Source organism: Natronoflexus pectinivorans (assembly GCF_004345615.1).
GTDB classification, from domain to species: domain Bacteria; phylum Bacteroidota; class Bacteroidia; order Bacteroidales; family Marinilabiliaceae; genus Natronoflexus; species Natronoflexus pectinivorans.
The window spans coordinates 818,296-844,420 of record NZ_SLWK01000001.1; the positions used below are offsets into that span (position 1 = coordinate 818,296).

Genomic DNA, 26,125 nt, shown 5'->3' on the forward strand with positions numbered 1-26,125 from the left:
CGCATCAGCGTGTTATTTAGATGTTTGATGTTAACACTAAAGCTTTTTATGATGAAATTATTGTCCACTACTCTTTTGTTTGGTTTGCTGACCTGTTCTGTAATTACAGGGATGGCTGAAAATAATTATTATGTATCTGAGAAAAAGGGGTCGGGATATTTTGTTTTAACCGATTTGGAAAATACAGCATCCTTGTTGGTTAACTCCGATGATTTTCCGGCAGTTACCAGAGCGTTTGGTGATTTGCAGATGGATATATACAGGGTAACCGGAAGAAAACCGGAATTGAAATATGATGAGATTTCTTCTGCAAAATATGCAGTCATTGCCGGGACATTAGGCCAAAGCAAGTTGATTGATGATTTGGTTGCACGAGGGGTTATTAACAAACAAGAGCTAGATGGAAAATGGGAAAAATTCATCATAAAAACAGTTGAAAATCCTTTTCCCGGGATAGAGAATGCGCTGATTATCGCCGGAAGCGACAGAAGGGGAACTGTTTTTGGCATCTATGATATTTCTGAAAAAATAGGTGTTTCACCATGGTACTACTGGGCCGACGTTCCAATTAAGAAGAAAGAGAGAATATATATTAAACCAGGAACCTATACTGATGGAGAACCTGTTGTTAAGTACAGAGGCATTTTTATCAACGATGAAGCTCCTGCACTGAGAAATTGGGCTATTGAGAATTTCGGAGATTTGAATCATCAATTTTATGCCACGGTATATGAATTACTGTTAAGAAGCAAAGCCAACTTCTTGTGGCCGGCCATGTGGCTTCCGTCCATGTTTTATGTAGATGACCCTTTAAATCCTAAGGTTGCAGATGAGTATGGAATTGTTATTTCCACTACGCATCATGAGCCCATGATGCGTGCACACAACGAGTGGAATCATTTTTATGGCGGTGATTGGAACTACGAAACCAATAAGGAAAATCTTCAGGAATTTTGGCGGGAAGGGGTAGAACGCATTGGAGATTATGAGACTTTTGTCACAGTTGGAATGCGCGGTGATGGCGATTTGGCTATGACAGATGAAACAGCCACTGAACTACTGGAGACCATTATTGCCGATCAACGTGAAATCATAGCTGATGTAACTGGCAAACCAGCCAATGAAACACCCCAGCTGTGGGCAATTTACAAAGAAGTTCAGGATTATTGGGATCAGGGAATGCGCGTTGATGACGATGTTCTTATTTTACTTTGTAACGATAATTGGGGGAATGTCAGTCTTTTACCTAAGGCGGATGAACTGGATCATAAGGCAGGTTTTGGGATGTACTACCATTTCAATTATGTTGGAGCACCTGTTTCATACAGATGGCATAATGTCACCCAGATTGAGCGGGTGTGGGAGCAAATGAAAATTACATACGATTTTGGTGTTAAAGAGTTGTGGTTGGTCAATGTGGGGGACATCAAACCCATGGAGTTTCCCATCAGCTTTTTTCTTGATTTTGCATGGAATCCGGAAGCAATTCAGGCCGGTGATCTCCCAAATTATTACATAAAGTGGGCACAACGGAAGTTTGGAGATACCCATAAACATGATATTGCAGAGCTTATAGCGCTTTATACAAAATATAATGCTCGCAGAACCCATGAAATGTTATCACCGGAAATTTACAGCCTCGAAAATTATAGGGAAGCAGACCGGATTGTTGATGATTTCAGATTGTTATTGGAAAGAAGCAGGAAAATCTATGAACAGATGCCTGAAACGCATAAATCAGCATTTTATCAATTGGTGCTTTCACCAATTGAGATGAGCAGCAACCTTAATGAACTCTATGTTACAGCTGCAAAAAACAGACTTTATGCCTTTCAGGGACGTGCTTCCACAAACATTTATGTGGATAAGGTGAAAGATCTATTTTTCAAGGATGACAAACTGACCCGTCAGTTTCACGAAGATTTGGAAAACGGCAAATGGAACCACATGATGTCGCAGAACCGCATTGGATATACCAGTTGGAATCATCCCCGGGCTAATATAATGCCGGCCGTATCATACATCCATACACCGGATAGCCCTCAACTTGGGTTTGAGGTTGAGTATGGCTCCAATCCTGTATGGGCAGGTTTCAGTATTGAAGGAGAACCAACGTTTAGTGATAGTTTTTCTAAATTTGACCCCTATAATCAACAGAATTACTATGTTGAGATATTCAACATGGGTGAAGGAACTTTAAACTACTCCATTGAGGCAAAAAACGATTGGATAAAACTATCCGGTAAAGGAGGCAGCATAGAGTTCGATGAAAGGGTTTATGTAACGATTGATTGGGATAAAGTTCCAGATGGGAACCCGGTAGGAGAAATATTGATAAAAGGAGCCGGAAAGGAATATGTGGTAAAGGTTCCTGTCAGGAATGTTTTGCCAAAGGCGTACGGGTTTGTGGAAAACAATGGAGTTGTTTCAATAGGAGCGGCCAATTATACCAATAAGTTCGATTCAGAGGAACTTTACTGGACTGTTGTACCGAATCTTGGTCGTGAATGCTCCTCAATCATAATTGAGCCATTTAATTCTCCATCTCAATCCATTGGGGAGAACTCTCCCAGGGTGGAATATGAATTTACACTATTTGATGCAGGAGAGATCATTGTTGAGGCATATCTTTCGCCAACACAGGATTTCAAAAAGCAGGGCGGTTTGAAATTTGCCATTTCTATTAATGATGAGGAGCCGCAAATTATTAATATGAATGAAGGTGAAATTGTCCCCGATTATAAATATGCAGATTGGTGGATGCAATCGGTTGGTGACCAGATAAAAATTAAATCCACCCGACATCACATCACTGAGCCCGGAAAACAAACTCTTAGGTTGTGGATGATTGATACCGGAATTGTTTTTCAAAAATTTGTAATCGATGCCGGAGGCTTAAGAGATTCATACTTAGGGCCGCCTGAAAGTAAGTATATCGGACGGTAGCAATTCAGAAATGCATACGCCCCCCGTTCTGTAAACCAATTTTCCAAAGATTTAGATTATTTATGCAAACATTATGAACCTGTAAGCATTGAGCATCTCTATCATAATTTAATATCGCGAAAACCAGCATCAAAAATATTTCATTTAACCTTTGACGACGGATTGAGTGAGATTTATCATGAAACGATTCCCATTCTTGAAAAGAAAGGAATACCGGCAACCATATTTCTTAATACCGGTTTTATTGATAATAAGAAGATGTTTTATCGATTCAAATCCAGTCTTGTCATTGAATCAATTAAAGGGCAGAACGGAGTTGATGTCCTTTTTAAAATAGCGAAGGCTTTAAATGTTCCCTCGGGATGTGAAATATAGTCAACGCACTTGACGATACACAGATTAATATCATCAACAACCTGGTTTCTATATTGAATATCGACATTGCTAACTATCTTAAAAAGGAGCAGCCTTATATGAACAGGGAACAGGTTTCTGATTTAATTAAGCGAGGTTTCAATGTTGGAGCACACAGTGTTAACCATCCTCATTTCTTTAATTTGACAATGGCAGAGCAAAAACTGGAGGTGTTAGATTGCTTTTAGTATTTACAGGAACAATTTGGAATAACAGAGAAATACTTTTCTTTTCCATTTTCAGATGAAGGATTGCCAAAACGGTTTTTTTGATAGGCTATACAATGATCTGGGCTGTAAATTAACTTTTGGGACATCCGGTCTGGTCAAGGATGTCTCGCCTTTTCACCAGCATCGAGTTTCTATGGAGGTCAGAAATGCCTCAGCAGGTTCAATTCTTAAACGGAAATATATGTTTTACCTATTTAATTCGTTTTTGAGCAGAAATCAAATCCACCGAAGGTAGGTTTTACTGTTTATCTGTTGTTTGAAGAGAGACAGGAAGAATTTCTTTTAAATTAAAATGATTATTTACAAGTTGACTCTGTACTTAATCGGAAATTATTTTTCCAATTATCAATGAACAGCTTTTTTGTGAGGGTGTTTTTTGTGTATTTCATGCATTTTTTTGTTTATTAAGATTACGTTAGCAACAAGCCTAGAACGAAAACCTTGCATTTGACGTACTGATGTGTTATATTTGTACGTAGTTAAATGTGAAAATTATGGAAACGAAATTAACATTGAGACTAAATGATAATGTTATCAAAAGAGCTAAAAATTATGCTCGCAGTCATAGGATTAGTCTTTCTAAGATGATTGAATCTTATCTTGATAGTATTACTAAGCAAAAAGAAGAAGAGAAAAAGATTCCAATTACTCCTCTTGTTGAGAGTTTGAGCGGTGTGATTAATTTGCCTGCTGACTTTGATTACAAAAAAGAATACCGTGTTTTTTTGGAGGAAAAGTATAAATGAAAAAACTATTCGTTGATACAAATATTGTAATTGATTTATTATCAAGGAGAGTCCCCTTTTTTGAAGAAGCCGCAGAATTATTTTCTCTTGCAGATAAAAAGCAAGTCGAATTATCAGTTTCATCCTTGACTATTGCAAATACCAGTTATGCATTGTTGAGACAAATGGATTCGAATAAAGCGAAATCGGTTTTGAGGAAGCTTAGGTTGATACTTAAAGTTTTGCCATTAGATGATAAAATTATTGGATTGGCTTTAAATGACGAGACTTTTTCAGATTTTGAAGATGCACTTCAATACTTTACAGCAATTGAAGACGAGCAAGAATTGATTATTACTAGAAATCTTAAAGATTTCAAAAATTCAAAATTGCCGACAATGACAGCTAAACAATTTATTGAAACGCTTGAATAAAGCCAGTTGCTAACATCGTACATAAAACATAGGGGGCTAGGCATTTACGATAAGCATTCTGCCCCGCTCGAACTTTTACAATGGTAGACAATGATGACACCCGCAAACCTAAAGGTTTCATATACGCAACCGGATATTTGATAAATTATGGTTTAAGTTTTTTCTATCGAAGTTATGGCATTTACAAAAACTGATATCATTCGTGATTTGAGAGTATTGGGGATAAAATCCGGAGTGATTGTACATTTGATGGTATCATCCAAGGCTATTGGGAAAATGGAGTGGGGTGTCAACACTCTGTTAGATGCTTTATTGGATACCGTTGGAGATGAAGGAGCCATAGTAGCCAACGGCTATTTAACGACCTACCCTTTACCACTGTCTGATAGTAAATCGTTGGTTATCAGTAAGCCGGATTCTCCCTCTTATGCAGGCGCCCTTGTTAATTCAATGATTAGCCATACTGATATGATACGCAGCAAACATCCGGTAAAGAAGTTTGTTGCAATAGGCAACGCGGTTAAAAATATAATCGAATCACACTTACCTGGCAGTAAAGCGTATGAACCATTAGAAAAAATGGCTGATGCCGGAGCATGGCATTTAACCATCGGAGAGAATGTCAACGTTACGGGAACTGCTCATGTGGCCATAGAGGAATTGCCTTTTGATAAAAAGCGAAAACATGAAGGTGTCAATTATCTGGATAAGAACGGTAATATAAGGTTGTATGAAGCCAAATATAAAGGGGGATGTACCAAGGGCTTTCCAAATTTTATCCCCCACTATGAAAATGCTGGAATTTTAATAAAAGGTAAGGTTGGAAATGGGGCTGCTTATCTAACAAAAATGAGCGAGACCTTAAGGATTGAAAGAGAGATTCTTAAAAGCGATCCTGCCTTTTTCTTTTGCAGCGATCCTACATGTAAAGATTGTCGTTTGCGTTGGGAACATTCAACAGGGAATTACGTAAGCGTAAAGTTTCATAGTGCGGTAAAAATTGTTAAGGATAAATTTCGATCAATGATTTAATTGAGATGCAATATAGTACAAATATAAAGTATGTTATAAGTCATTTATCGTTTCATTGGGAATCGAATGATGAGGTGGTGTCGAAATTCCGGTTTGTGCAAAGCAACAGCGTATTGCCCAATATTGAAGAGCCAGTCATCATCTTTCCTTTATGTGATGAGATTCTTGAAACCCCGGTTTCCATTAACATTCTTGAAAAAGAGATCCCCGTTTTGTTTTCGGACAGTTCAAAGATAAAATCAATATATAGTTTAAATAAATATGGTCAACTGATATTTAATCATGATTTTATAACATCATCATTTTATCTTTTGTCAGGTGTCGCTGAACAAACAGTGAAAAGGGATCAGTTCGACAGGTTTAGTTACGAAGATTCTCTGCAATACCGATTGGATTGTCCAGATATTCCGTTGGTCAATTACTATTTTGAAGCCATTTTGCAGGGGGTTGAGGCGTATTGTCGTTTTCATAGCCTCTCATTTAAAAGGAAGCGACTGTTTGAGCGGTTTGGTTTTTTCCTGAGTCATGATGTGGATCGTGTTTCCTTTTATCGGCCCAAAGAGGTTTTGTATAAGATTAAGCAATTATCTGGAATGGCTCCCCGGAGTTTTGGATACGGAAAGACCATAAAGTATTTGTTTAAAGGAGTATTAAAGAACATATTTCTATTTTCACTTAAAGACCCCTGGTGGAATTTTGATGACCTGATCTTTCTTGAGAAAAGCCTGGGGATAAAGTCAACATGGTTCTTTTTGCATCGTGATCATAAAAACCTGGATTCTCAATATGAGCTAACCGATAAAAAAATAGTTAATCTCATAAAAAGATTAACCGAAGCCGGATTTGAAGCCGGATTACATGGGTCTTATTATTCAGCGAATAATCGAAATAAAATAAAGTATCAGTTTAATTTATTCGAAAAAATTGCAGGAAGACAACCTGTTGGTAATCGCCAACATTTTTTGAGGGTAACAGGCATCGAGACTTTCCGTAATCAGGAATCGGTGGGGTTGATTTACGATAATACTCTCTCTTTTGCTGAACATGAAGGCTTTCGTAACGGATATTGTTATCCTTTTAAACTATACGACCTAGAGAATGATCGGGAACTTGATCTTTGGGAAATTCCGTTGACTATGATGGAAGTTTCTCCATTGAATTATCGCAAAGTTGGATTGGATGGATTGTATCATTCAGCTTTTAAACTCATTGAAGAGATTGAGCGGTTTGGGGGAGTGTTTTCCCTGCTTTGGCACAACTGTCGGCTGATGGATGATGAATATCCCGGTGTCTCTGAGTTTTATCCGAAATTATTAAAGGATATAATGAGTAAAAGTCCGCAATCGGTTACTGGGGAGCAAATTATAGATATTATTCAAGCATCAAATGTGATTCGCTAATCTAGACATTGGCTGCTCCGATCTACGATTCCCATTAGTGGGAAAATTTCATTTTGGCTCGTTATGTTTATGTAGGGGCGATAGCCCTAATGTCTTCGTAGCAGCATAGTAATAAGCCAATTTATCAAGGGGCGTTAGCCCTGACATCTTGCCACATCAATAAGAACTCACAACATAATAGTAGTGTTCATGTTTAACCTATTTTTGTGTATAATATTTCTAGATTTTAGGTGTCTATAAATGGTTTTGCTTTAATAGTTAAACCAACCCTGATTAGGGTTAAGTCAAAAACCCGGGGTACAGCCCCCGGGATGATGAAACGAAAAGCCACAGCTCTGAATGGGCGACAGCGAGAAATCTAACTACAATCAAACATATGACAATGGCAGCTAATTGAATAAGCGGCTCTCTTTGGAAGCAGATAATATGGAGGGCAATGCTGAACCCAAAAAAAACAATTGCAATCCGCTCATTATTTACAGATGCTTAACCAGTTCATCATAAAAAAGATCAACCCGGTTGTTAAAATGATGCTCTGTAAGAGTTCTTTGTTGTCCTCTTTTTGCTATTTCTTTTAATTTATCCGGATGGTCTATCAGCCATTTCACTTTTTCAACGCACTCTTCTGCCGATTGATAGGTGACGATTTCAGAATCAGGGACGAAATAATTTTTGAGATCACTTTTGTGATCTGTGAGCAAGCAGGTTCCCACCCCGGTGGTTTCAAAAAGTCGCATATTGGCCGCATAATCGCCGGCGCAATCTCCATGAATGTTGAATCCGATCTCTGCTTTAGATAAAGCTTTGAACATCTCCAGTCCGAACAAAGGCGGCTTTGCCATTTTGTAGAGCTTGGAGGTAAGTTTAAGTTGCCGTGGAAAAGAGCTGTGGTTTCTCCCTTTGCGAATGGGAGTTATGTAATCAGTTAAGCTCTTTAGCCCGATGTTGTCCAATATTGATGCCGCTATATACGACGCCTGCTTTTTCACGATTGCCGTTCTGTTTTTGTCAGGCAGGTTACCGTAAAAGGCAAAAGGGATGCTTTCCTGAACCAGTTGTTCCAACACCCTGGTTCTGATGCTGTGAAATCCATCACCCGGAATAATGGAGCCGGTAAAAATAAACGGGACAACCGGCCAATCATTCTCTTTTTCTGTTTTCTCGAGTATTCGTTGGTCAAACGCATGCGGAATCACCACACTGGTTATTCCAAACTGTCGCAGCTGCTGCTGAAAAAACGGGGAGCAAACAGTGAAATAATCAAAAGCTTTGAATGATTCAATTTGTGAAGAGGTAAAGGGCGCGCAGATATTTCCTATGCAGACCTTTATGAATGAAAATCTGTTTTTCAGATTCCTGATAAATGAACCATTAAAAGTTACGCTATCCTGAAAATAGATGATCTCCGGCTTAAAGAATGCAATTTGTGCCATGATGATCTCCTCGGACGACAAGGATGAGCTGAGGTTGTTTTCTACAGCCCATGCCTTTTGCATGGGGGTTGCATTGGCAACCACTTCCATGGTTTCAAATCCTTTTGCTGCAAGGAGTCTGCCGTAATTGTCCGACCATGAGAAACACTGATCCATTAGATGTTGGAGCTGCTCCCGATGACTCTGGATTTTTATCATCGGGAATTTTATGTAGTAATCCTGCAGAAAATCCCGATAGTAGGATGATATTTTTAGAAATTTACCTTTCAAAACAACAGATGTGATTTAAATAGCTGTTTATTTTTTTATGGAGCATGTTTTTTATGATCTTAAGATATGTGAAAACAGGATAGCGAATTTAACCAAATAAATCTCTTACCAATTTAGCCAAAAGAGGCTTTTTAATGCTGTTCTCTTCAGATTTATCGTAAATAATTATCAAATAAACATCCAATGAGTTGCTTTCATCTATTAAGTAGGTAACAACCCTGTATCCAGCACTTTTTCCCTTGTTTTTGTCTTTATTTGCTAGTCGTATTTTGTAGAGACCATTACCAAGCGATTTCCCTATTGTTGGGTTCATGGTCAGTTCGACTTCAAGTTCACTCAAATCATTCTTGAGTGAAGGAAATTTTTTTAGAAAACGAGAGTATCGTTTGTCAAAAACAGATGTCCGGAAAACTCTATTTTCCATTAATTAGATCATTTAATGGCTTTTTTTGCAGTTTTCCCTCCTTCATTAGTTTAACCTCTTTTAAGCCTTGTTCAATTTCATCCATAATGGAAGATGAAGAGTTTTTTTTCACCACTGTAACACCCATTTTTTTGGCAATTTCAGCAATAAGTTTGAGGTCATTCTTTGAATTGCTTTGTAATATAATTGTATCCATCGCTTTCGTTTTGTACAAAGTTACTAAAATATGGTGAAGAACGAAAACCAAAATATCGGGGTTGATGTGCTGAAAAACAGCTACTTTTTTATTGATGATTTTGGATTCATTTATTGATGATTTGTTTCTCTTATCCTTGATTCTTTTTTCGATTACCTATGGGTTCAATCCGGTAGTTGAATAACTACCGGAAATGCACAGAGTGAGTTATAGATAGAATTGACTTACATTGATAAACAATTCTAAACAGAGTGAAAAGACAATGATAAATAATGCTATTGTCACAAAAATAGAACAACCGCTTAAAATTGCTAATTTAATGAGTGTTAATTAACCGATATCTTTTATTTTTGTTGTTGATCTCAATAAAAAACCATGTATCAACCGGTTCAGTTTGTTTTTAAACAGGGTATTATTTATGGCATTGGAAATGTTCTCACCAAGCTGAGTGGTGTTATTCTGCTTCCCCTCTATTTAAAATATATCAACGAAACTGAGTTTGGGGTTGTTACTTTGTTTGAAACCATTTTTCAATTCATTCTGATTCTTTCAAGTTGGGGAGTGAAGGGTGGGTTCATGCGATGGTACCATGAGATGAAAGGCAGCAGTGGTAAAAAAGAGCTCTTTTTTACCACGTGGATGTTTAATTTTTTCACCAGTTTGCTGGCTGTTGCATTGGTGGCAGTTCTTCTTAATGTCTGGTCCGAATCGGTTTTCAGATATCAGCTATCTTCAGATATCTTCCTGTTTTTTCTTGCCGGTTCTTTTTTTCGGTTACTATACGATGTTCCATTTTATTTAATGAAACTGGAACAAAGAGCTAAATTACAAACATTTTGGACGTCGTTGAATATTCTCCTGGTGATCGGGGTAACAGTTTATTTTCTGGAATTTCGTGAAATGGGTTTGAAGGGTATTTACCTGGCGCAGATGGTGGCTCATGGATTAACTTTCCTTGCTCTTGTTCCGTTTATATTAAAACACATTAAACCAAAGTTTAATGTTGTTGTTCTTAAAGAAATGATTCAATATGGATTGCCATTGGCCATATCAAATATACTGACCACAATATTAACTTTAAGTGACCGGCATATAATTAATCAATATCAGAATCTTGGAGAAGTGGCAGGATATGGCATGGCATTTAAAATAGCCAATTTGGTTCAAATGGTTGTCATAGCCTCCCTAATCACGGCCTATTCCAATTATTTTTTTAAAACTCTGCATGAGAAGTCAAGTATGCAGTTTTATTCCCGGTTTTCCCGTTTGTTTCTGATTTTGATTACATTCGGAGGGCTAGGAGTGGTTTTGTTTTCCCCCGAAATCATGATGGTTATTTCGGCCGGTTCAGAATTCTTTCGAGAATCAGTTATTCTCATACCGGTATTAATTGCCGGATTAATTTTTAGCGGATGGCGGCAATTACTTACTCTGCCTCTCAACAAGCATAAAAAAACCAGGCGGATTTCTGTAATTCTGGTTGTATGTGCGGGAATCAACATCCTGCTAAATTTTGTATTGGTACCTATATATGGAAAAATGGGAGCTTCAGTTTCAACTCTGATTGCTCAGGCCATAGGGATGGGTTGGTTTTTTGTAGAGGTAAAAAAGCTTGAATCCATACAATTTCAAATTAAAAAGCTACTGTTACTTTTTGGTTTATGGGTTGCGATGGTGATTGCCGGTATTTGGACTTATAATCTTGAAATTCCGTTTTCTTGGTTCGTGAAGATCCTGATTGTTCTTTTCATGGCCTTTGCCATGTATTTATTCAAAATCATCAGAAAGGATGAGATCAACATTGTTCTGAATTTCATTAAAACAGGCCGGTTTCAATTTAAGTGATAGATTATCAGGAGGTGAAAACTAAATAGAATTAAAATTATTTGTAAATTACATGCCTGAAAAAGAGTGGGATTGTGCAACGATATGTCAACCCGCCATATTTATCTTGAAAAACCAAAACATCTGATGGTGAGCTACGGTGTTTCTCATTTTGTTATGAATATCATCGCTTTAGGAGTGGTGGTGGTCATTTTTTATCTTGCATTTCGAAAGTCCGGTCGGATTACGAAAGATAGCAGAGATGTTCCTGAATCGCAAGGAAAGAAAACCATACGAATCGTCATTGCATTTTTAAGTCTTGCCTTATTTATTGGAGGAATTTATATAGTACACCAATTCAAAATCTTGCAGGAAAAGGAAATTCGAAGAGAGTTATTGTCTGGCGCTCAGTCCGTCGCGGAGGGATTGAGCTATCGTACCATTTCAAATCTTGAATTCAATCTGTCTGATCTTGACCATCCTGTATATCATCAATTAAACCAACAATTGCGCGAAGCTTCAGGTCTTCTAAATAAAAGGGACATTTATACCATGGTGCTTCGGGATTCTCAAATTATATTCGGCCCGGAGAGCATTGATCCTGAGCTTTTTCATGCATCACTACCCGGAGATGTCTACAAGATACCTCCACAAGGGTTGGTGGATGTTTTTGTAAGAGGAAACCATTTAATTGTCGGCCCATATGAAGATGAATATGGACATTTTATTAGTGCCTTCTACCCGGTATTCAGGCAACATTCACCTGAACCTTATATGGTTGTGGGTATGGACATACACGAACATGAATGGAATGATGAGGTTAATCATGCAATAGTTATTCCACAGGTTTTGGTCATTGTCCTTTTGCTGATTCTGTTATTCGGCAACATTATTTTCTCAAGACCCCAAATTATGCGGATCGAACGATCAATTTGGTGGCAAAGTCCGGAAGCCATATTTACCTTTATCGGTTCCGTATTCATCTCTCTGTTAATTATATGGTTTTCAGTCAGAGTTGAAAACCGGTACAGAATGGAAATTTTTAAACAATCCTCTTCCATACAGGCTAATCAGTTCAGATCGTACATGCGCACTTTTGAGTGGCATTTATTGCGTACGTCCAATTCGTTGGGTCGTTTTAATGAGATAGAAGAGGATTTTTTCAGAGAGGAGGTTAACTTTTTACTTGAGCTTGAATTTGTTGAATCAATTGGGTGGGCAGAGGAATATTCTGCCGAATATTTGGTTCGTCTGGTAGAGGGCGGTTATCAGGAGTTGTTTTCAGTTGGGAGTAGCATGCCTAAAATTTCATCTCATACCATAAACATAATTGAAAATGCTGTTTCGCATCAAAGGCTGACTACTGAAGCAATTATTAGTGAATCAAGCAACACAGATCCGCGGTTGATCATTTATATTCCCTTCTCGTTTTCAGGAAATAGTTCAAATGGTTTAGCGTATATAGTGGTAAATATAAATAAACTACTTGGCAGATCCGTTGCTTTACGAGGATCAGAAGAGAATCTTTTTAATGTTTTGTTCGGGGTTGTGGAAAACCAGTCTGGTTATACCTATATTGGCCGATTTGGGGATGACGTTATGCGTGAACGAAAAATTCAGGATATGTCGGCTGGGTACTTCTTATTCATGTTTGGGCGAACTTGGAAACTGGATTTTTTTCCGGGTCAATTTTTTAATCGCACGCACCCATCTATTGCCTTACCGGTTTCCTTGTCTTTGGCTATTCTAATGACTCTTGTTCTATCTTTTGTAGTGGGACTTTTAAGTACACGCAAAATCAGATTGGAGCGTGATGTTGAAAAACGGACACAGGAATTGAACCGAAGTGAACAGCGTTTTTCTCTATTGTTTAACTCAATGGCTGAGGGGGTGGCCATGCATAGGGTCATCAGGAATGAAGAAGGGGAGATTTTGAATTATTCATTGGTTGATATCAATGCAGCATATTCTAGAATTCTTGGTCTTGCACGTAAAGATGTTATTGGTAAAACAGCAAGCGATCTTTATGGACAGCCAACGGCTCCTTTTTTGGATGTATATGCCAGGGTTGTTCAGGATGGAACTCCAACCCGTTTTGAAGAGTATTTTCCACCAATGGACAGGTATTTCGATGTCTCGGCAATTCCAATGAGTGATGATACTTTTGCAACAGTTTTTACTGATGTGTCACACCGGGTGCTGGCTGAACGTACCATCAGGGAGAGCGAAGAGAAATACCGCATGATTTCTGACAACGTTGGAGATGTTATTTGGGTGATGGATGCAATGACGCATAAATTCCGATATATGAGTCCTTCGGTAGAAAGGTTAAGTGGATATTCCGTCGATGAGGCTTTGGGTTTTAAGCTTAAAGATATTTTGAGCCCTGAATCCTTTGAATTTGTTTCAGAGTCGTTGCCCTTCAGAGTCCAGAAATTTGAAAATGGAGATGAAACTTATCGGACCCGAACAGTTACACTAAATCAGATAAAAAAGGATGGCGGGATCATTGTTACGGAGGTAACCACGACTCTGATCCCAAATGAGCATGGCAGGGTAAAAGAAGTTTTGGGAGTGACCAGAGATGTCACAGAAATGGTTGCTGCACGTGAGGCATTAAGACTGAGTGAGGAGAAATACCGGTTTCTGGTTGAAAATCAGCATGATTTTATTATTAAAGTTGATCTGGAAGGGCGATATCTATATGCAAGCCCATCTTTTTGCCATGCTATAGGTAAATCTGATGAAGAGATTATGGGAAAGGTTTTTATTCCGCCCATTGACTCCGATAGTGCGGTGTTATCTCTCGAAGCTTTGGAGAAACTTAAAAAGCCTCCATACAGAGTGCGATTTGAACAGAAGGTGAAGTTAAATTCAGAATGGAAATGGATCAGTTGGGACAATAGCGCAATACTGGAAGAAGGAGAACCGGTTGCTTATATTGGTGTTGGACGTGATGTCACCCGGGAAAAAATTTACCAAGAGGAACTTAAAGAGAGTAAGGATAAATTGCAGCAACAAAATGAAGAGTATGCCATGCTCAACGAGGAGTATCAATCCATCAACGAGGAGATGCAAAGTACCAACGAGGAGTTGGTGCATGCCATTGAGCGTGCGCAGGAGAGTGAGAACTTAAAAACGGCATTTTTACAAAATGTATCACACGAGATACGAACTCCTTTAAATGCCATCATTGGTTTTTCCGAAATGTTGGCTTTACCCGATTTTGAAGAGGGTGACAAAGTGAATTTCTCAGAAATCATAGTGAACAGCAGTCGTGAACTTTTGAATTTGGTCAACGACATACTGACCATTTCTACAATTGAAACGCAACAAGATAAAATGAACCTTCAAAAGGTTATTTTGAAAGACTTATTAATGGATCTTAACTCGGTATTTAGCAATAATCCTTCGAGAAAAGGTGTTGATCTTGGTTTCGTATTACCCCCAGGTGTATCTGATAAATTTTCCATTAAAACAGATGAGCTAAAGTTGAAGCAGGTGTTTAATAATTTAATTGGCAATGCTCTGAAGTTTACTGAAAAAGGTGAAGTGGTGTATGGTGTTGAAAGTGTTGATGAAAAAAATATGCAGGTTGTCTTTTTTGTAAAAGACACCGGCATTGGAATACCTTTAAAAATGCAGGATAAGGTCTTTGAACGATTCAGACAAGCCAACCCGGATGTGCAAACCAAATATGGCGGAACAGGTTTGGGTCTTGCTATTTGTAAAGGGCATATAGAGTTGATGGGCGGTAAAATTTGGTTAGAGTCCAAACCCGGCAAGGGTTCTGTTTTCAGATTCTCTATTCCTATTTAATCAAATTTCTTGATTCATATGATACTTAAAGAAAGCATAAAGAAAAAATATCTTGAGTTGCGGCAAGAACTTGATGAAGAGATTGCCGGTCTTGAGAAGTTGCACCAAAACCATATGTTGTGCAAAAAGGGATGCTCGCTTTGTTGTTTGTCATTCAAAGTTTTGCCCATAGAATTTGAAGTTATACGTTCGGAGATAGAACGCCTTAAATCCGTCAAGGTTATAGATAAAGCTGATGAATCAGATGATGTTTGTCCCTTATTGATCGATAACAGCTGCACCATATATCCGTTCAGACCCTTTATTTGCAGAACCCATGGGCTTCCTTTGTTATATATGAATGATGAGGAATGGGTGCTATCACATTGTGAACTCAATTTTACAAATGTGGATGAAGACTATTTTTCTGAAACCCGGTTTCATGAACAAGACCGATGGAACAGCCGCCTATATATGCTGAATCAGGAGTTTCTAAAGACTCAGGAAGAGGATGCTCTTCCTGAGAATGAATTGATTCCTTTGGCGGAATTATTAAAGTAATTTTTTAAAAATAATAGAACTGTTTATTAATTTGTTGTCTGCGTAGATTGCAAGGAAGGTTTACGTTATCTATTAATAAAAACTTTCTTACTTAGAACACCAATCTTGGAACTAATCTTTAAAATGTATATTCCATTATCCAAGCATGAAACATCAAGATATACCTTTCCTGATTGATTTTCCCGTTGCATCATTTTTTTTCCGGTGATGGAAATTACTTCAATTGAGCTGTTTCCTTTCACGCCCTCTATGTAAATATGGCTTTTAGTAGGATTGGGATATATGCTTATGCTATGGCCAAAAAGGGGTTCTTCAGAAATGGAAGTGATTACCGAAAAGTTGGCGGAAAGATTTATGTGATTCGCAGGCATTGTTAAAACGTAGAAGGCATTTACAGATAATATCTCCTCTCCATTGTTCCAACTCACAAACTCATATCCATCATTTGCTGTGGCTTCTAATGTAACTTCATCATTCATGTTATAAATGCCTTCACCGGAAACGTTGCCAGCACCTTCGGGATCAATGTTTACTGTAAGTTGATAGTCAACAAGAGCAAAGTTGGCCGTTAAGGTTACTGTTTCTGCCGGCATTACAAATACAAATTCCGGATCAGAATCCACTTCTTCATCATTGCCGTCAGTCCAACTAGTAAAATCATAACCCAGATTAGCAATTGCCTTAAGATCAATATTGTCATCTTCATAATACAGCCCTTCACCTTCAACTTCGCCACCATCCTGTGGGTTGGCATAAAGCGTAAGCAGGAACACTTCATTTCCTGTATTGCCACCATCATTGAAAGTCCAGCCAAATGCATCAATAATATGCTGCCTTCTGTCTTCGGGTAATCCCAGATCATACTTGCTGCTGCCCCCGTAAAAGCTTATATCTTGCTGCAAGTCCAGTTCAGACCATTTTATTAGCATTTTATTATAGTTTTCGGTTGATAACTCTGAGTTATTTAAAAAATACTCAAAGTTTTCTACATTAGAGACATCCCAAATGCTAATATCCTGATTGAAATATGAATAGCTAAACATGCTATTCATATTAGTAACACTACTTACATCCCAACCGCTAATGTCTTGGTTAAAAGGCCCGTTGTAAAACATGTCCTGCATGTTAGTAACATTACTCACATCCCAACCGCTAATATCCTGGTTAAAATCTGTACCCCAGAACATACCATTCATTTCGGTAACCTTGCTTACATCCCAACTTGCTAAGGGACTATTGAATGATGACAAAGAAAACATATGTATCATGTTAGTAACATTGCTCACATCCCAACCATCAATGTCCTGATTGAAATCTGTATCATAAAACATCTCTTGCATAGTGGTGACGTTGCTTACATCCCAATTGCCTATATCCTGATTAAAGACCGAACCACTAAACATCCCGTGCATGTTTGTAACACTGCTGACGTCCCATGCTCCAATATCTTGATTGAATTCAGAATTTCGGAACATACGCATCATATTAGTAACATTACTCACATCCCAACTGCTGATATCCCTATTGAAAGGGGTTCTATCAAATAATTCTAACATATTAGTAACCTTACTAACATCCCAGCTGCCAATATCCTGATTGAAATCAGAATCCCCAAACATTATCCGCATATTAGTAACCTTGCTAACATCCCAATTGCTTATATCTTGATTGAAATCTGATCTTTGAAACATAAAGCTCATATCAGTGACATTGCTCACATCCCATGCTCCTATATCTTGATTGAAGCTTGATCTTTGAAACATACTTGACATACTGGTAACCTTTCTCACATCCCATCTTCCTATATCATGGTTGAATTGAGTATTGCTAAATAAACCATTCATGTTTGTAACATTGCCCACCTCCCATGTGCTAATATCCTGGTTAAAATCTGAATCTGAAAATAACTCGTTCATATTATTAACATTGCTCACATCCCAGGCTCCTATATCCTGATTGAAATTGGAACCTTGAAACATATTTGACATACCAGTAACATTGCTTACATCCCAATTTGCCAGTGGTTGGTTAAAAGGGGAGAAGGCAAACATATATGATGTTTCAGAGACATTACTGACATTCCAACTGCTAATATCCTGATTGAAACCTGAACTACGAAACATATCAGACATATTGCTAACGTTGCTTACATCCCATGCTCCGATATCCTGATTGAAGCTTGAGTTGTTAAACAAGCCATACAGGCTGGTTACATTGGGAACTATATCATTTAAAAAATCTTCTGCAGTAAAGCTCTCCACTTTTGTTCCCCTAAACATATCTCTTACATTGGTAATACCTGTAACGCCATCCGAAACGGGTGTTAAAATATCTCTAAGCATTTCGGCATATTCACAAGGCCAAACAGTCCAAAAGCTAATGCGGCTTGCCTGCCCACTTACCTTTATGGTCCAAAGGCCGGCTTCGCCAAAATCGTGGGTTGGAGAAGTGGTTCCATTGTAGGTGTCGGAGCTTCCGTTGCCCCAGTCAACCTCTAAGTTGACAGCATTATCAACCAAGAATTTGTATTCGGTTTTGTCTTCGGTGGTCTCAATCACAAAGTTGAATGTGTTTGCGTTCTGCCCAAAGCTAAGGGTAACAGAAAAAGCTAGTAGTATAATAAGTAAGTTTTTCATCTTTTTCATTTTAAGGTTTTGTCAATTTTCTGTGAAGCTCTGTGCATTATACTGTGATTATAACACAGAATCTTGCAGAGGAATGCACAGAGCGCACAGAGGCGTGCTTTTCGCCCAGTTATTTGTTAATGAATATTTTCCTGCTTACAACTCCTTTTTCAGAGTTTATTCTAATAATATACATACCATTAACCAAAGCTGACACATCAAGATTTGCTCTTCCTGATTGATTATCCAATCGCATCATTTTTGCCCCGGTAATGGAATAAATATCTATTGTGCTGTTAGTTTCCAGACCCTCTAAGGAAATGTGGTTTTGAGCGGGGCTGGGGTAGATGGAGATGTGTGCCGCAGCAACGGGATTAATTGAAGTCCCAGTGCTCTCCGTTGTAACCTCGATGATGTTTGAATAATCTGAACGGCCAGTTTCGTTAGAGGCCTGAATCCTGTATTGATAGGTTTTTCCGGGCTCCAGACCTTCTACTTTAAGCGTAAGCTCCCACCATACAGGTATACCTCCATAGCCGCTGAGGTGTGTTTCAAAGTCATCATCTGAAACAAAAACCCGGTAGAAGATTCCATCTTTTGCTTCTTCCCAATGTGCAACAAAGCTTTGACTAGTAACTTTTACGGCACTGAGTGCAACTGGTATCTCAGGTATATCTGGTTTGGATGTAGTGGAAACATTGATGATATTTGAGAATTCTGATTCATATCCGTTAGATACAGAGGTAAGTTTGTATTGATAATCTGTTTCAGCTTGTGCCTCGTCAAACATGAAATTGAGGTTGTCAAACGGATAATGATCGCCATGGGCAACTACCCCCTCATAATCCACCACATGACTGGTAAAATTGTCTGTTGAAATATAAATCTTATAATGGTCCGCATTTTCAACTTCCTCCCAGTTGATTACAAACCAGGCTGAAGAGATATGTGTGGCTTCAAGAGCCACAGGGGGTGGCGTGGTTTCATGTATTGTGGTTACTTCAATAGCGTTGGAAAAATCAGAGCTGTGGGCGCCTGCAACTGACGTGACTACATAAGTATAGGTTTTTTCCGATTCAAGCCCGGTAATTGTGTGGGTTGTATCGCTAACGGCAAAAGGCCAATAGCCTTCCAACGGTTGTTCATTATAAACCACCCAAAGATTGTAGCCGGTTGTATTGACCACGCTCGTCCAGTTAGCTGTAAACCTGTCATGTTTTATATTTGTAGCTTCAAGGGCAACCGGAGGGTGCAATAGGGTTGTGGTATTGTGCGTTGTTGAAAAGCTGGATTCGTTTTCACCTGCAATGTCTTTGGCTTTCACCTTATATTTATAAGTAGTCAGAGGATTCAGCCCAGACACAGTAATGCTGGTTACAGGCCTGTATTCTGAATCAAAGCCCGGGACAAGTGTGTGAAAGTCATCATCTGAAACAAGAAGTTTGTAAACTACCACAGTCCCTTCAACGCTGCTCCAGCTAACGTCAAAACTTGTTCCGGTAATGTTTGTTGCTGCCTCCAAAACAGGCGGTTCAATATTTGGTGATTTGGTTCTGACTTGTACAATATTCGAATTAACTGATTTATCATTGTCATTATATGCCCTGATAAAACACTGATAGTCACTGTTAGGGTTAAGGTTTATCACCCAAGCATGATTTGCTTTAATAATCTTCCCGCTGTAAAGCGGGAGGTAAGTTGATTGGTCTTCTGCCTCTGTATCGATAACCCAAATTCTGTAATGGGTCGCCCCATTTACGGCTTCCCAGCTAACCCTGAATTCATTTACCCATACCATTTCTGCATCAAGGGTTAGTACAGGTGCATCAAGGTTTGAATTTGCGCGTGATTCTGCTGTTGATAACAATGATATAAATGCATAAATAATTGCATATAGAGCTGGTTTGTTAATTTTATCTTTCATCTGTTTATCTTTTTGTTTTTTGATTATCACATAGAATTTGTTCTGAAACCTCCGGAATCGTTTCATTTGTAAATAATCTTAGGTTGTTTTAATTATGTGATTGTATTTAATAGTCTTTGATTAAAGATTTATTCAGTTGATTATATAGGTAGTCCTTACCTATGTGTTTTAACTATTTTATGGGTGCTAATGGTAGCTCCATCTGTTATGCGCAAAAGATAGACTCCTGCATTCAGACCACTTGTGTCAATTGTCAGGTTACCAGATGCCGTGCTGTAATTGCGGTCCAGTAACCTGCGGCCATTAAGGTCATATATTTCGATTAGGCAGCTATTTTCTTTAAAGGTTCCTTTGATATTAATTACATGGCTAAAAGGATTGGGATATACACTGAAAGTGATGGTTTCGCTGTCAGGAAATTTTATGTTTGTAGGAGAATTATCTTCCTCCTCATCAATAGGGGTTTCCTCCGGGCCGGTATATTTTCGGAGTATGGTTCCTTTATGCCCAACCCCTATTATCGTGTTTTTATTTCTTACCGCAATACCCGATATACTGGCGCCCCCCGACAGCTGCTCAAGCTCCCATGTTTCGCCTCCATCATTTGTAGTAAACAAATAATCCCATCCGGCGATATAACCATCTTTTTCAGAAGTAAAAACCATATCACGCATAATCCTGTTGCGAGAACCGGGCAATCTAAACCAGGTCCAGTTTTTCCCCGCGTTAATTGTTTTTGCCATGCCCCAGCCCCTTACAGAAGCAAAACCTATAGAGTCGTTAAAGAAAGATATGGCAAACATAGCGTCGGTAGTAGGAGTACTTGCTATTGTCCATGTATCACCACCATTTGTGGTTTGGATAATTGTACCACCCATTCCACAGGCATAACCTGTTTTAGTATCAGTAAAAAAAACTGAGTTTAGACTCACCTCTACTCCTGAATCTTGGGCTACCCACTCATTGCCTCCATTGGTGGTTTTATATATTGTTCCACCAGAGCCAACAACATATCCGGTATCGAGATTGACAAAATGCACATCTCTTAATTCTTGTTCTATTGCAAAATTTAATTCCCAGTTATTTCCTCCATCAATGGTTTTGATTATGACACCTTTTTTTATATTTGGGGCAAAATTTTCCCCTACACTAAAACCTATGTTTTCATTTATAAAATGAATTTTATAGTAATAGTCGCCGAATTGAACAGGCGCCTGAATAGACCAAGTCCTGCCGTTTGTATTAGACTGCGCTATTAAACCTCGGCCAACTGCAACAATCGTTGTATCATTCGTAAAAGCCGCATCTCTTAAGTCTTGGGTTATTATAGTCTGGACCGGAGTATCATAAGCATTGGCTTGCATGTCAAGCCATGTAATGTTATCCCAACAAACCACTATTCCTGTATGCTCACTTCCGAAAGCGATTCCTTTTTCCATTACATTAGAGACAAAATAGTCGGGGAGTAGGTTGGTGTTTACCCATGTTTCGCCACCATCCGTAGTTTTGTAAATTCTGGATAATTGCCCAAGTGCATATCCGGTGGTTTCGTTAATAAATGAGAAAGCCTCAATTTCTTCATCGCTAGGGGCTAACTTTTCCTGCCATGTTTCGCCACCATCCGTACTCTTAAATATACCGCCATAGGATGCCAGCAATATGGTTTGTGCATCTACAAGGTGCATATCGTAGATGTAATAAAAACTGAGCTCCTCCTCAACTACTTTCCAGACTTCGCCACCATTGATGGTTTTGGCAAACAGTCCATGCATGCTGGCAACATAGCCTGTATTCTCGTCGAAGAACTTAATTAACCTCAGATGTTGCCATACATCCGGCATTTCCTGCTGCGTCCAGTTTTTGCCACCGTCTATGGTTTTAAACACCTGTCCGGCATTGGCTGATATAAACCCCAATTGCTCATTTACAAAGTAAACATCCCAGAAGGAGGACTTTGTACCCGTATTCATTTCCTGCCAGCTGTCGCCACCATCAGAGGATTTTAAAAGCAATCCGTCATCACCCACCACAAAGCCGGTTTCAGCATTTACAAATAATACTTTATTTAAATTTGTAACCGGAGGATGTTCGGTCTGCGTCCATGTTCTTCCTTCATCTTGAGTTTTTAGAATTAAACTTTCCCCCATGGTAACATATGTTTGTTCAGTAACATGTGCTACGGATTTGTAATGGGTTTCCGGTGGCATGGGGTTAATCCATTGCCACTGTGCAGTTGCCGATAAAATGTAGCAAAGGATAGCTGTGATAAGTAGTAGTTTTTTCATGTTTTAAGGGTTTTAATGATATAGTTATTTTCATTTTGTAGAGAGTTCTTCTTATATACCGGTGGATTTAATCAGCTTTGCACAACAAGTCTCTATCCATTAAAAGCATTCTTTTCAAGAATGCCTATTGCGAAACACATCAACTTTAGAACTTTTAAAGCATTGCAAGTACCGGCTCAGAATGGAGTTCATTTGTTGACTGCAAACCGCCCATTGAATTCACACTCTTGTTTGCTGTTTTTCACAGTTTAATAATTGTTATTTCAGATTTAATCGGGATTTCCCCAAAGCGTCAATCATTGATTTGGTTATGGCATTATGAATCTTTTCGTAGTTTTTTTTAAGTTCTCTGTATTTGCCCTCTTTCGGGTTGGTTTTATATTCAGACAGAAAAAAATCACCGGTTTTCTTAATCAGGTTTGCGGCTTGGGGTAAATTTCCAGCCTTATACAATAATTCTGAAGCATCAATTAGTTGCCGAGTGATGTGCTCTATTTTTTTGTGGTATAGTTTCGTCATGGTATTTTATTAAACTATTTAGAACCATCTAAATGGCAAATGCTTTATATACACAAAGGTATTATGGGTGTGAAAATCAGGCAATAAGGAATTGACCCTATCTTTTAGTAGGGGATTTTACGGATAAGATTTTGAAGAATGTGAGGAATGACGAATCACTCTCATATAGAAGTGAGAGGGTAATGTCTTGGCTTTGTCAATTAGTGAAAATAGCCAATCAGTAATTCTGAGCCAGAATCAGAAGTAGGATGTTAATTGATTAATCTAAAGTTCAATAAAGCCTTTTTTAATCGCATACTTAACCATCTCAATGGTGTTTTTTAAATCTAACTTTTGAAGGATGTTGTTTTTATGAGATTCTACCGTTCTGGCAGAAATACAGAGTTTGTCTGCAATTTCTTTAAAACATAGCCCTTCGGAAAATGCTTTTAGTATCTCAATTTCTCTTGCTGTAAGTTCAGGTTTGTTGACATTGTTTTTTTTGATAGATGATAGATAGCTATTGTATATAATGCTGCTTATTGATTCTCCATAATACTCTTCGCCATGCGAAACACATGTTAAAGCTTTAATTAACTCTCCTTGTGAACACTCTTTCGACAAAAAACCCTTTGCACCCGCTTTTATGGCTGAGACAATGTTCTCCTCGTCTGTGTTGGCACTTAAAATGAGAACTTTTATTTGTGGGTGTTTTTGATTAAGTTCTTTGGTTATTTCTATACCATTTATTTCAGTAAGGCCTATATCAAGAATTACTATTTCAGGGACTTGCTTGTCTAATGTCTCAAAGAGTTCAGCACCAGAACCTACATCTGCAACAAGGACAAAGGATTTGTTTCCTATGAGCATGGCTCTTATGCCATCCCTTGTTATTTTGTGATCGTCAACTATAATTATAGGAGTTAAGTTCTTCATATTATTAGATTTAACGAGAAGGTAAATGTATGCTAAAAATTGAACCTTTGCCAATGGAACTTTCAACTTCAATACTTCCATTGTTCTTTCTTATGAACTCGTCCGACAAAATCAGCCCAAGTCCACTAACTGTCTCCGATCCTGTATTGAATCCTGATAATTTGGATGTTATTGAAAAGAGATTTTTGATTGTTTCCCTAGACATGCCTTTGCCATTATCGCAAATTTGTAATGTAAGGGTGTCGCTCTTGTTTTTGCTTAAAACCTTTATCTGCCCCTTGTTTTCAGTGGATTTTATGGCATTTGAAATGATATTCCTGAGTACGGTTTTTATCATATTTTTGTCTGCCATCGCCTCATGAGTTTCCGGAATATCAACTAAAAGTGCGATGTCCTTTTCAGAAAGCATGGTTTGATGCAGATGAACCACCTCATCGATAATTGGTCTTATTTTAAAAGGTTGTACGGTTGGTTTAATTCGTCCAATCTGTGAACTGGCCCATTTAAGCAGATCGTCAAGGAAGGTGCAGAGTTTTCCCGATGAGGATTTTAGCTCCTTTAAGTAGTAAACTATTTCATTTCGATCGAGATCTTTGTAGTTGTCGTGCACGGCTAATGATATATTTCTAAAAGCATATATGGGGTTTTTTAAATCATGTGCCATAATGTTGAAAAACAAATCTTTAGTTTTATTGGTTTCCTTTAGTTGGGTGTTTATCGCTGATAGCTTAATTTGAGCTTGCTTTTTCAGCATGTAGCGGTTGTAAATTGTAATAAGTAAAGTAATAAGGATGATAGAAAGCCCTATCATAAATGCCTTTTGTTGTTTTGACTTGTTTAGGGCAAGTTCTCGTTCTAGTTTTTCTTGGTTTAAAACAGCCAGCTCTTTTTCCTTTTTCTCTGTTTCGAATTTTGCTTTGAAGAACATAAGCTCCTGACTTGCTTTTTCTGTGAATGCGGAATCTTTTTGTTCTACATATTGTTGGTAGAAATCAAGAGCTCTTTTAAAGTCTCCTATTGCTTTGTAGAGTTCTGATAATCCCTTCTTGTTTTTTATTAACATGTTGCTATGATTAATCTCTTTTGCGATGCTTAAACTTTTATTATAAAAGGTTATGGCGTTATTGTAGTCGTTATTTTTCAAGCTGTTTAACCCTAAATGATTCAGCGTTATAGATTGTGAGGTGGGGATGTTTTTCTCATTAAATATCGATAACGCTTTATTCAGATAATAGTTGGCAAGTTCAAAATTACCCTGTAATGTGTAAATCTCCCCAATTTGATCGAACCTATAGCCCTGTCTTAATTTGTTATTATTATTCTTTTCAAGTTCTAGAGATTTATAGAGCCACTCCAAAGCAGTTGAATATTCACTTTTTGACTTATAAACTGAACCAATACTAGCATACCTTAAGGCAATTAAATTTTGATTTCCAATTTCTTCAGAAATAGCCAACGACTCAATTAAAAATTTTAGTGCTTGATCGAACTTTCCCCATACCTCATAAATTCTCCCAATGGAATTAAGATCCATTGCAACGCCCATCCACGATTCAAGAGCCCTGTCAATTTCAAGAGCCCTGGCGTACGATTCAAGAGCTTCCTCATATCTGCCAAGTATTGTATAGCTTGAGCCAAGCTGATAGTGGGCATTTGATATCTCTATGGAATCCTCAGATAGGTAAGCATATTTTAATGCATTTTCTAAAGACACAATTGATTCGAATGAGCGCCCTATGGTTTGATTAAGTTGTCCTTGTTTTAAGTAGGCCCATGAAACTATTTTGTAGTCTATTGAGTCTGTATTTAATTCTTCGCTAATGAAGTCGTTTAAGGTGTCAATTGCTAATTCATGATTTCCATGTCGGGAAAGCGAGTCAACTCCATCAAAAAATGCATTTCCATTTTTATCGCCAGAGGCTGAGGCGATAAAACTGACACAAAAAATTTTGACAATTGTAAGAGTTGATCTAATGGTGATTTGGGTTATCATTATTATCAGATTTAAAAATCAATGTTAGCACTTTGTGTGTATATCGAAACTTAATATTTTCTCTGACGTCGTTTAACACCGAGGTGTTAAACGACGTCAGAGAAAATGGCTTATGAGGGGCTTTCAGATCCCAAACTCATTCTTTTTAAAAGCTAAGCAGGATTTTGTTTGTAATGAA

General features: G+C 38.1%; 19 protein-coding genes. 10 read left to right on the forward strand and 9 right to left on the reverse strand.

The annotated features are described in order from the left end of the window. The first annotated feature begins 48 nt into the window (after nt 1-48). The 7 genes from EV194_RS03115 (at nt 49) to EV194_RS03145 (ending at nt 7,181) form a co-directional block, all read left to right on the forward strand. A complete protein-coding gene (locus EV194_RS03115) occupies nt 49-2,946 on the forward strand; it encodes a glycosyl hydrolase 115 family protein (protein ID WP_165921782.1) in 2,898 nt (965 codons plus the stop codon). Between the two features lie 111 nt (nt 2,947-3,057). After that, nucleotides 3,058-3,321: a polysaccharide deacetylase family protein gene (locus tag EV194_RS03120; protein ID WP_262708643.1), complete on the forward strand. Its 264-nt coding sequence runs from the start codon at nt 3,058-3,060 to the stop codon at nt 3,319-3,321. Between the two features lie 53 nt (nt 3,322-3,374). After that, entirely contained in the window at nt 3,375-3,548 is a 174-nt protein-coding gene (locus tag EV194_RS17185; RefSeq protein WP_132431979.1) for a polysaccharide deacetylase family protein, read from the forward strand. Nucleotides 3,549-4,084: 536 nt separating this feature from the next. Then, nucleotides 4,085-4,336, forward strand: coding sequence for a DUF6364 family protein (locus EV194_RS03130; protein WP_132431981.1), 252 nt, complete (start codon nt 4,085-4,087; stop codon nt 4,334-4,336). Beyond that, complete coding sequence (locus tag EV194_RS03135; protein WP_132431983.1) at nt 4,333-4,749, forward strand: type II toxin-antitoxin system VapC family toxin; 417 nt, start codon at nt 4,333-4,335, stop codon at nt 4,747-4,749. Before EV194_RS03130 ends, EV194_RS03135 begins: the two co-directional genes overlap by 4 nt. Nucleotides 4,750-4,923: 174 nt before the next feature. Continuing rightward, nucleotides 4,924-5,781: an AAC(3) family N-acetyltransferase gene (locus EV194_RS03140; RefSeq protein WP_132431985.1), complete on the forward strand. Its 858-nt coding sequence runs from the start codon at nt 4,924-4,926 to the stop codon at nt 5,779-5,781. Between the two features lie 5 nt (nt 5,782-5,786). Beyond that, complete coding sequence (locus tag EV194_RS03145) at nt 5,787-7,181, forward strand: polysaccharide deacetylase family protein (RefSeq protein WP_132431987.1); 1,395 nt, start codon at nt 5,787-5,789, stop codon at nt 7,179-7,181. A 476-nt stretch (nt 7,182-7,657) separates the two neighbouring features. Here the strand turns inward: EV194_RS03145 and EV194_RS03150 are convergent, their stop codons facing one another. The 3 genes from EV194_RS03150 to EV194_RS03160 form a co-directional block, all read right to left on the reverse strand. Continuing rightward, nucleotides 7,658-8,812, reverse strand: coding sequence for a glycosyltransferase family protein (locus EV194_RS03150; protein WP_243699312.1), 1,155 nt, complete (start codon nt 8,810-8,812; stop codon nt 7,658-7,660). Nucleotides 8,813-8,972: 160 nt separating this feature from the next. Further along, nucleotides 8,973-9,308 (reverse strand): addiction module toxin RelE, encoded by a 336-nt coding sequence (locus EV194_RS03155; protein ID WP_132431991.1) that lies wholly within the window; start codon nt 9,306-9,308, stop codon nt 8,973-8,975. Continuing rightward, nucleotides 9,298-9,504, reverse strand: coding sequence for a hypothetical protein (locus EV194_RS03160; protein ID WP_132431993.1), 207 nt, complete (start codon nt 9,502-9,504; stop codon nt 9,298-9,300). The genes EV194_RS03155 and EV194_RS03160 overlap by 11 nt, the downstream gene beginning before the upstream one ends. A 375-nt stretch (nt 9,505-9,879) precedes the next feature. Here EV194_RS03160 and EV194_RS03165 point away from each other — a divergent pair, with 375 nt between their 5' ends. From EV194_RS03165 to EV194_RS03175, 3 genes are all read left to right on the forward strand, one after another. After that, nucleotides 9,880-11,349, forward strand: a complete 1,470-nt coding sequence (locus EV194_RS03165; protein ID WP_132431995.1) for a lipopolysaccharide biosynthesis protein — start codon at nt 9,880-9,882, stop codon at nt 11,347-11,349. An 84-nt stretch (nt 11,350-11,433) separates the two neighbouring features. Further along, nucleotides 11,434-15,147, forward strand: coding sequence for a PAS domain S-box protein (locus tag EV194_RS03170; protein WP_132431997.1), 3,714 nt, complete (start codon nt 11,434-11,436; stop codon nt 15,145-15,147). 18 nt (nt 15,148-15,165) lie between these two features. Further along, nucleotides 15,166-15,687, forward strand: coding sequence for a YkgJ family cysteine cluster protein (locus tag EV194_RS03175; RefSeq protein ID WP_132431999.1), 522 nt, complete (start codon nt 15,166-15,168; stop codon nt 15,685-15,687). Between the two features lie 65 nt (nt 15,688-15,752). Here EV194_RS03175 and EV194_RS03180 read toward each other — a convergent pair whose 3' ends face one another. The 6 genes from EV194_RS03180 to EV194_RS03205 all read right to left on the reverse strand — a co-directional run bounded on the left by EV194_RS03180 (nt 15,753) and on the right by EV194_RS03205 (nt 25,947). Then, complete coding sequence (locus EV194_RS03180; protein ID WP_165921785.1) at nt 15,753-18,323, reverse strand: BspA family leucine-rich repeat surface protein; 2,571 nt, start codon at nt 18,321-18,323, stop codon at nt 15,753-15,755. Between the two features lie 118 nt (nt 18,324-18,441). After that, on the reverse strand, nt 18,442-20,235 hold the full coding sequence (locus EV194_RS03185) for a fibronectin type III domain-containing protein (protein WP_165921786.1): 1,794 nt from the start codon (nt 20,233-20,235) through the stop codon (nt 18,442-18,444). A gap of 155 nt (nt 20,236-20,390) precedes the next feature. Next, nucleotides 20,391-22,520, reverse strand: a complete 2,130-nt coding sequence (locus EV194_RS03190) for a T9SS type A sorting domain-containing protein (protein WP_132432005.1) — start codon at nt 22,518-22,520, stop codon at nt 20,391-20,393. A gap of 258 nt (nt 22,521-22,778) precedes the next feature. Continuing rightward, nucleotides 22,779-23,039 (reverse strand): hypothetical protein, encoded by a 261-nt coding sequence (locus EV194_RS03195; protein ID WP_132432007.1) that lies wholly within the window; start codon nt 23,037-23,039, stop codon nt 22,779-22,781. Between the two features lie 264 nt (nt 23,040-23,303). Further along, the gene (locus EV194_RS03200) at nt 23,304-24,035 is read right to left on the reverse strand and encodes a response regulator (RefSeq protein WP_132432009.1); all 732 of its coding nucleotides are present in this window, start codon (nt 24,033-24,035) and stop codon (nt 23,304-23,306) included. Then, nucleotides 23,965-25,947: a tetratricopeptide repeat-containing sensor histidine kinase gene (locus tag EV194_RS03205; RefSeq protein WP_132432011.1), complete on the reverse strand. Its 1,983-nt coding sequence runs from the start codon at nt 25,945-25,947 to the stop codon at nt 23,965-23,967. Before EV194_RS03205 ends, EV194_RS03200 begins: the two co-directional genes overlap by 71 nt. Nucleotides 25,948-26,125 lie beyond the last annotated feature (178 nt).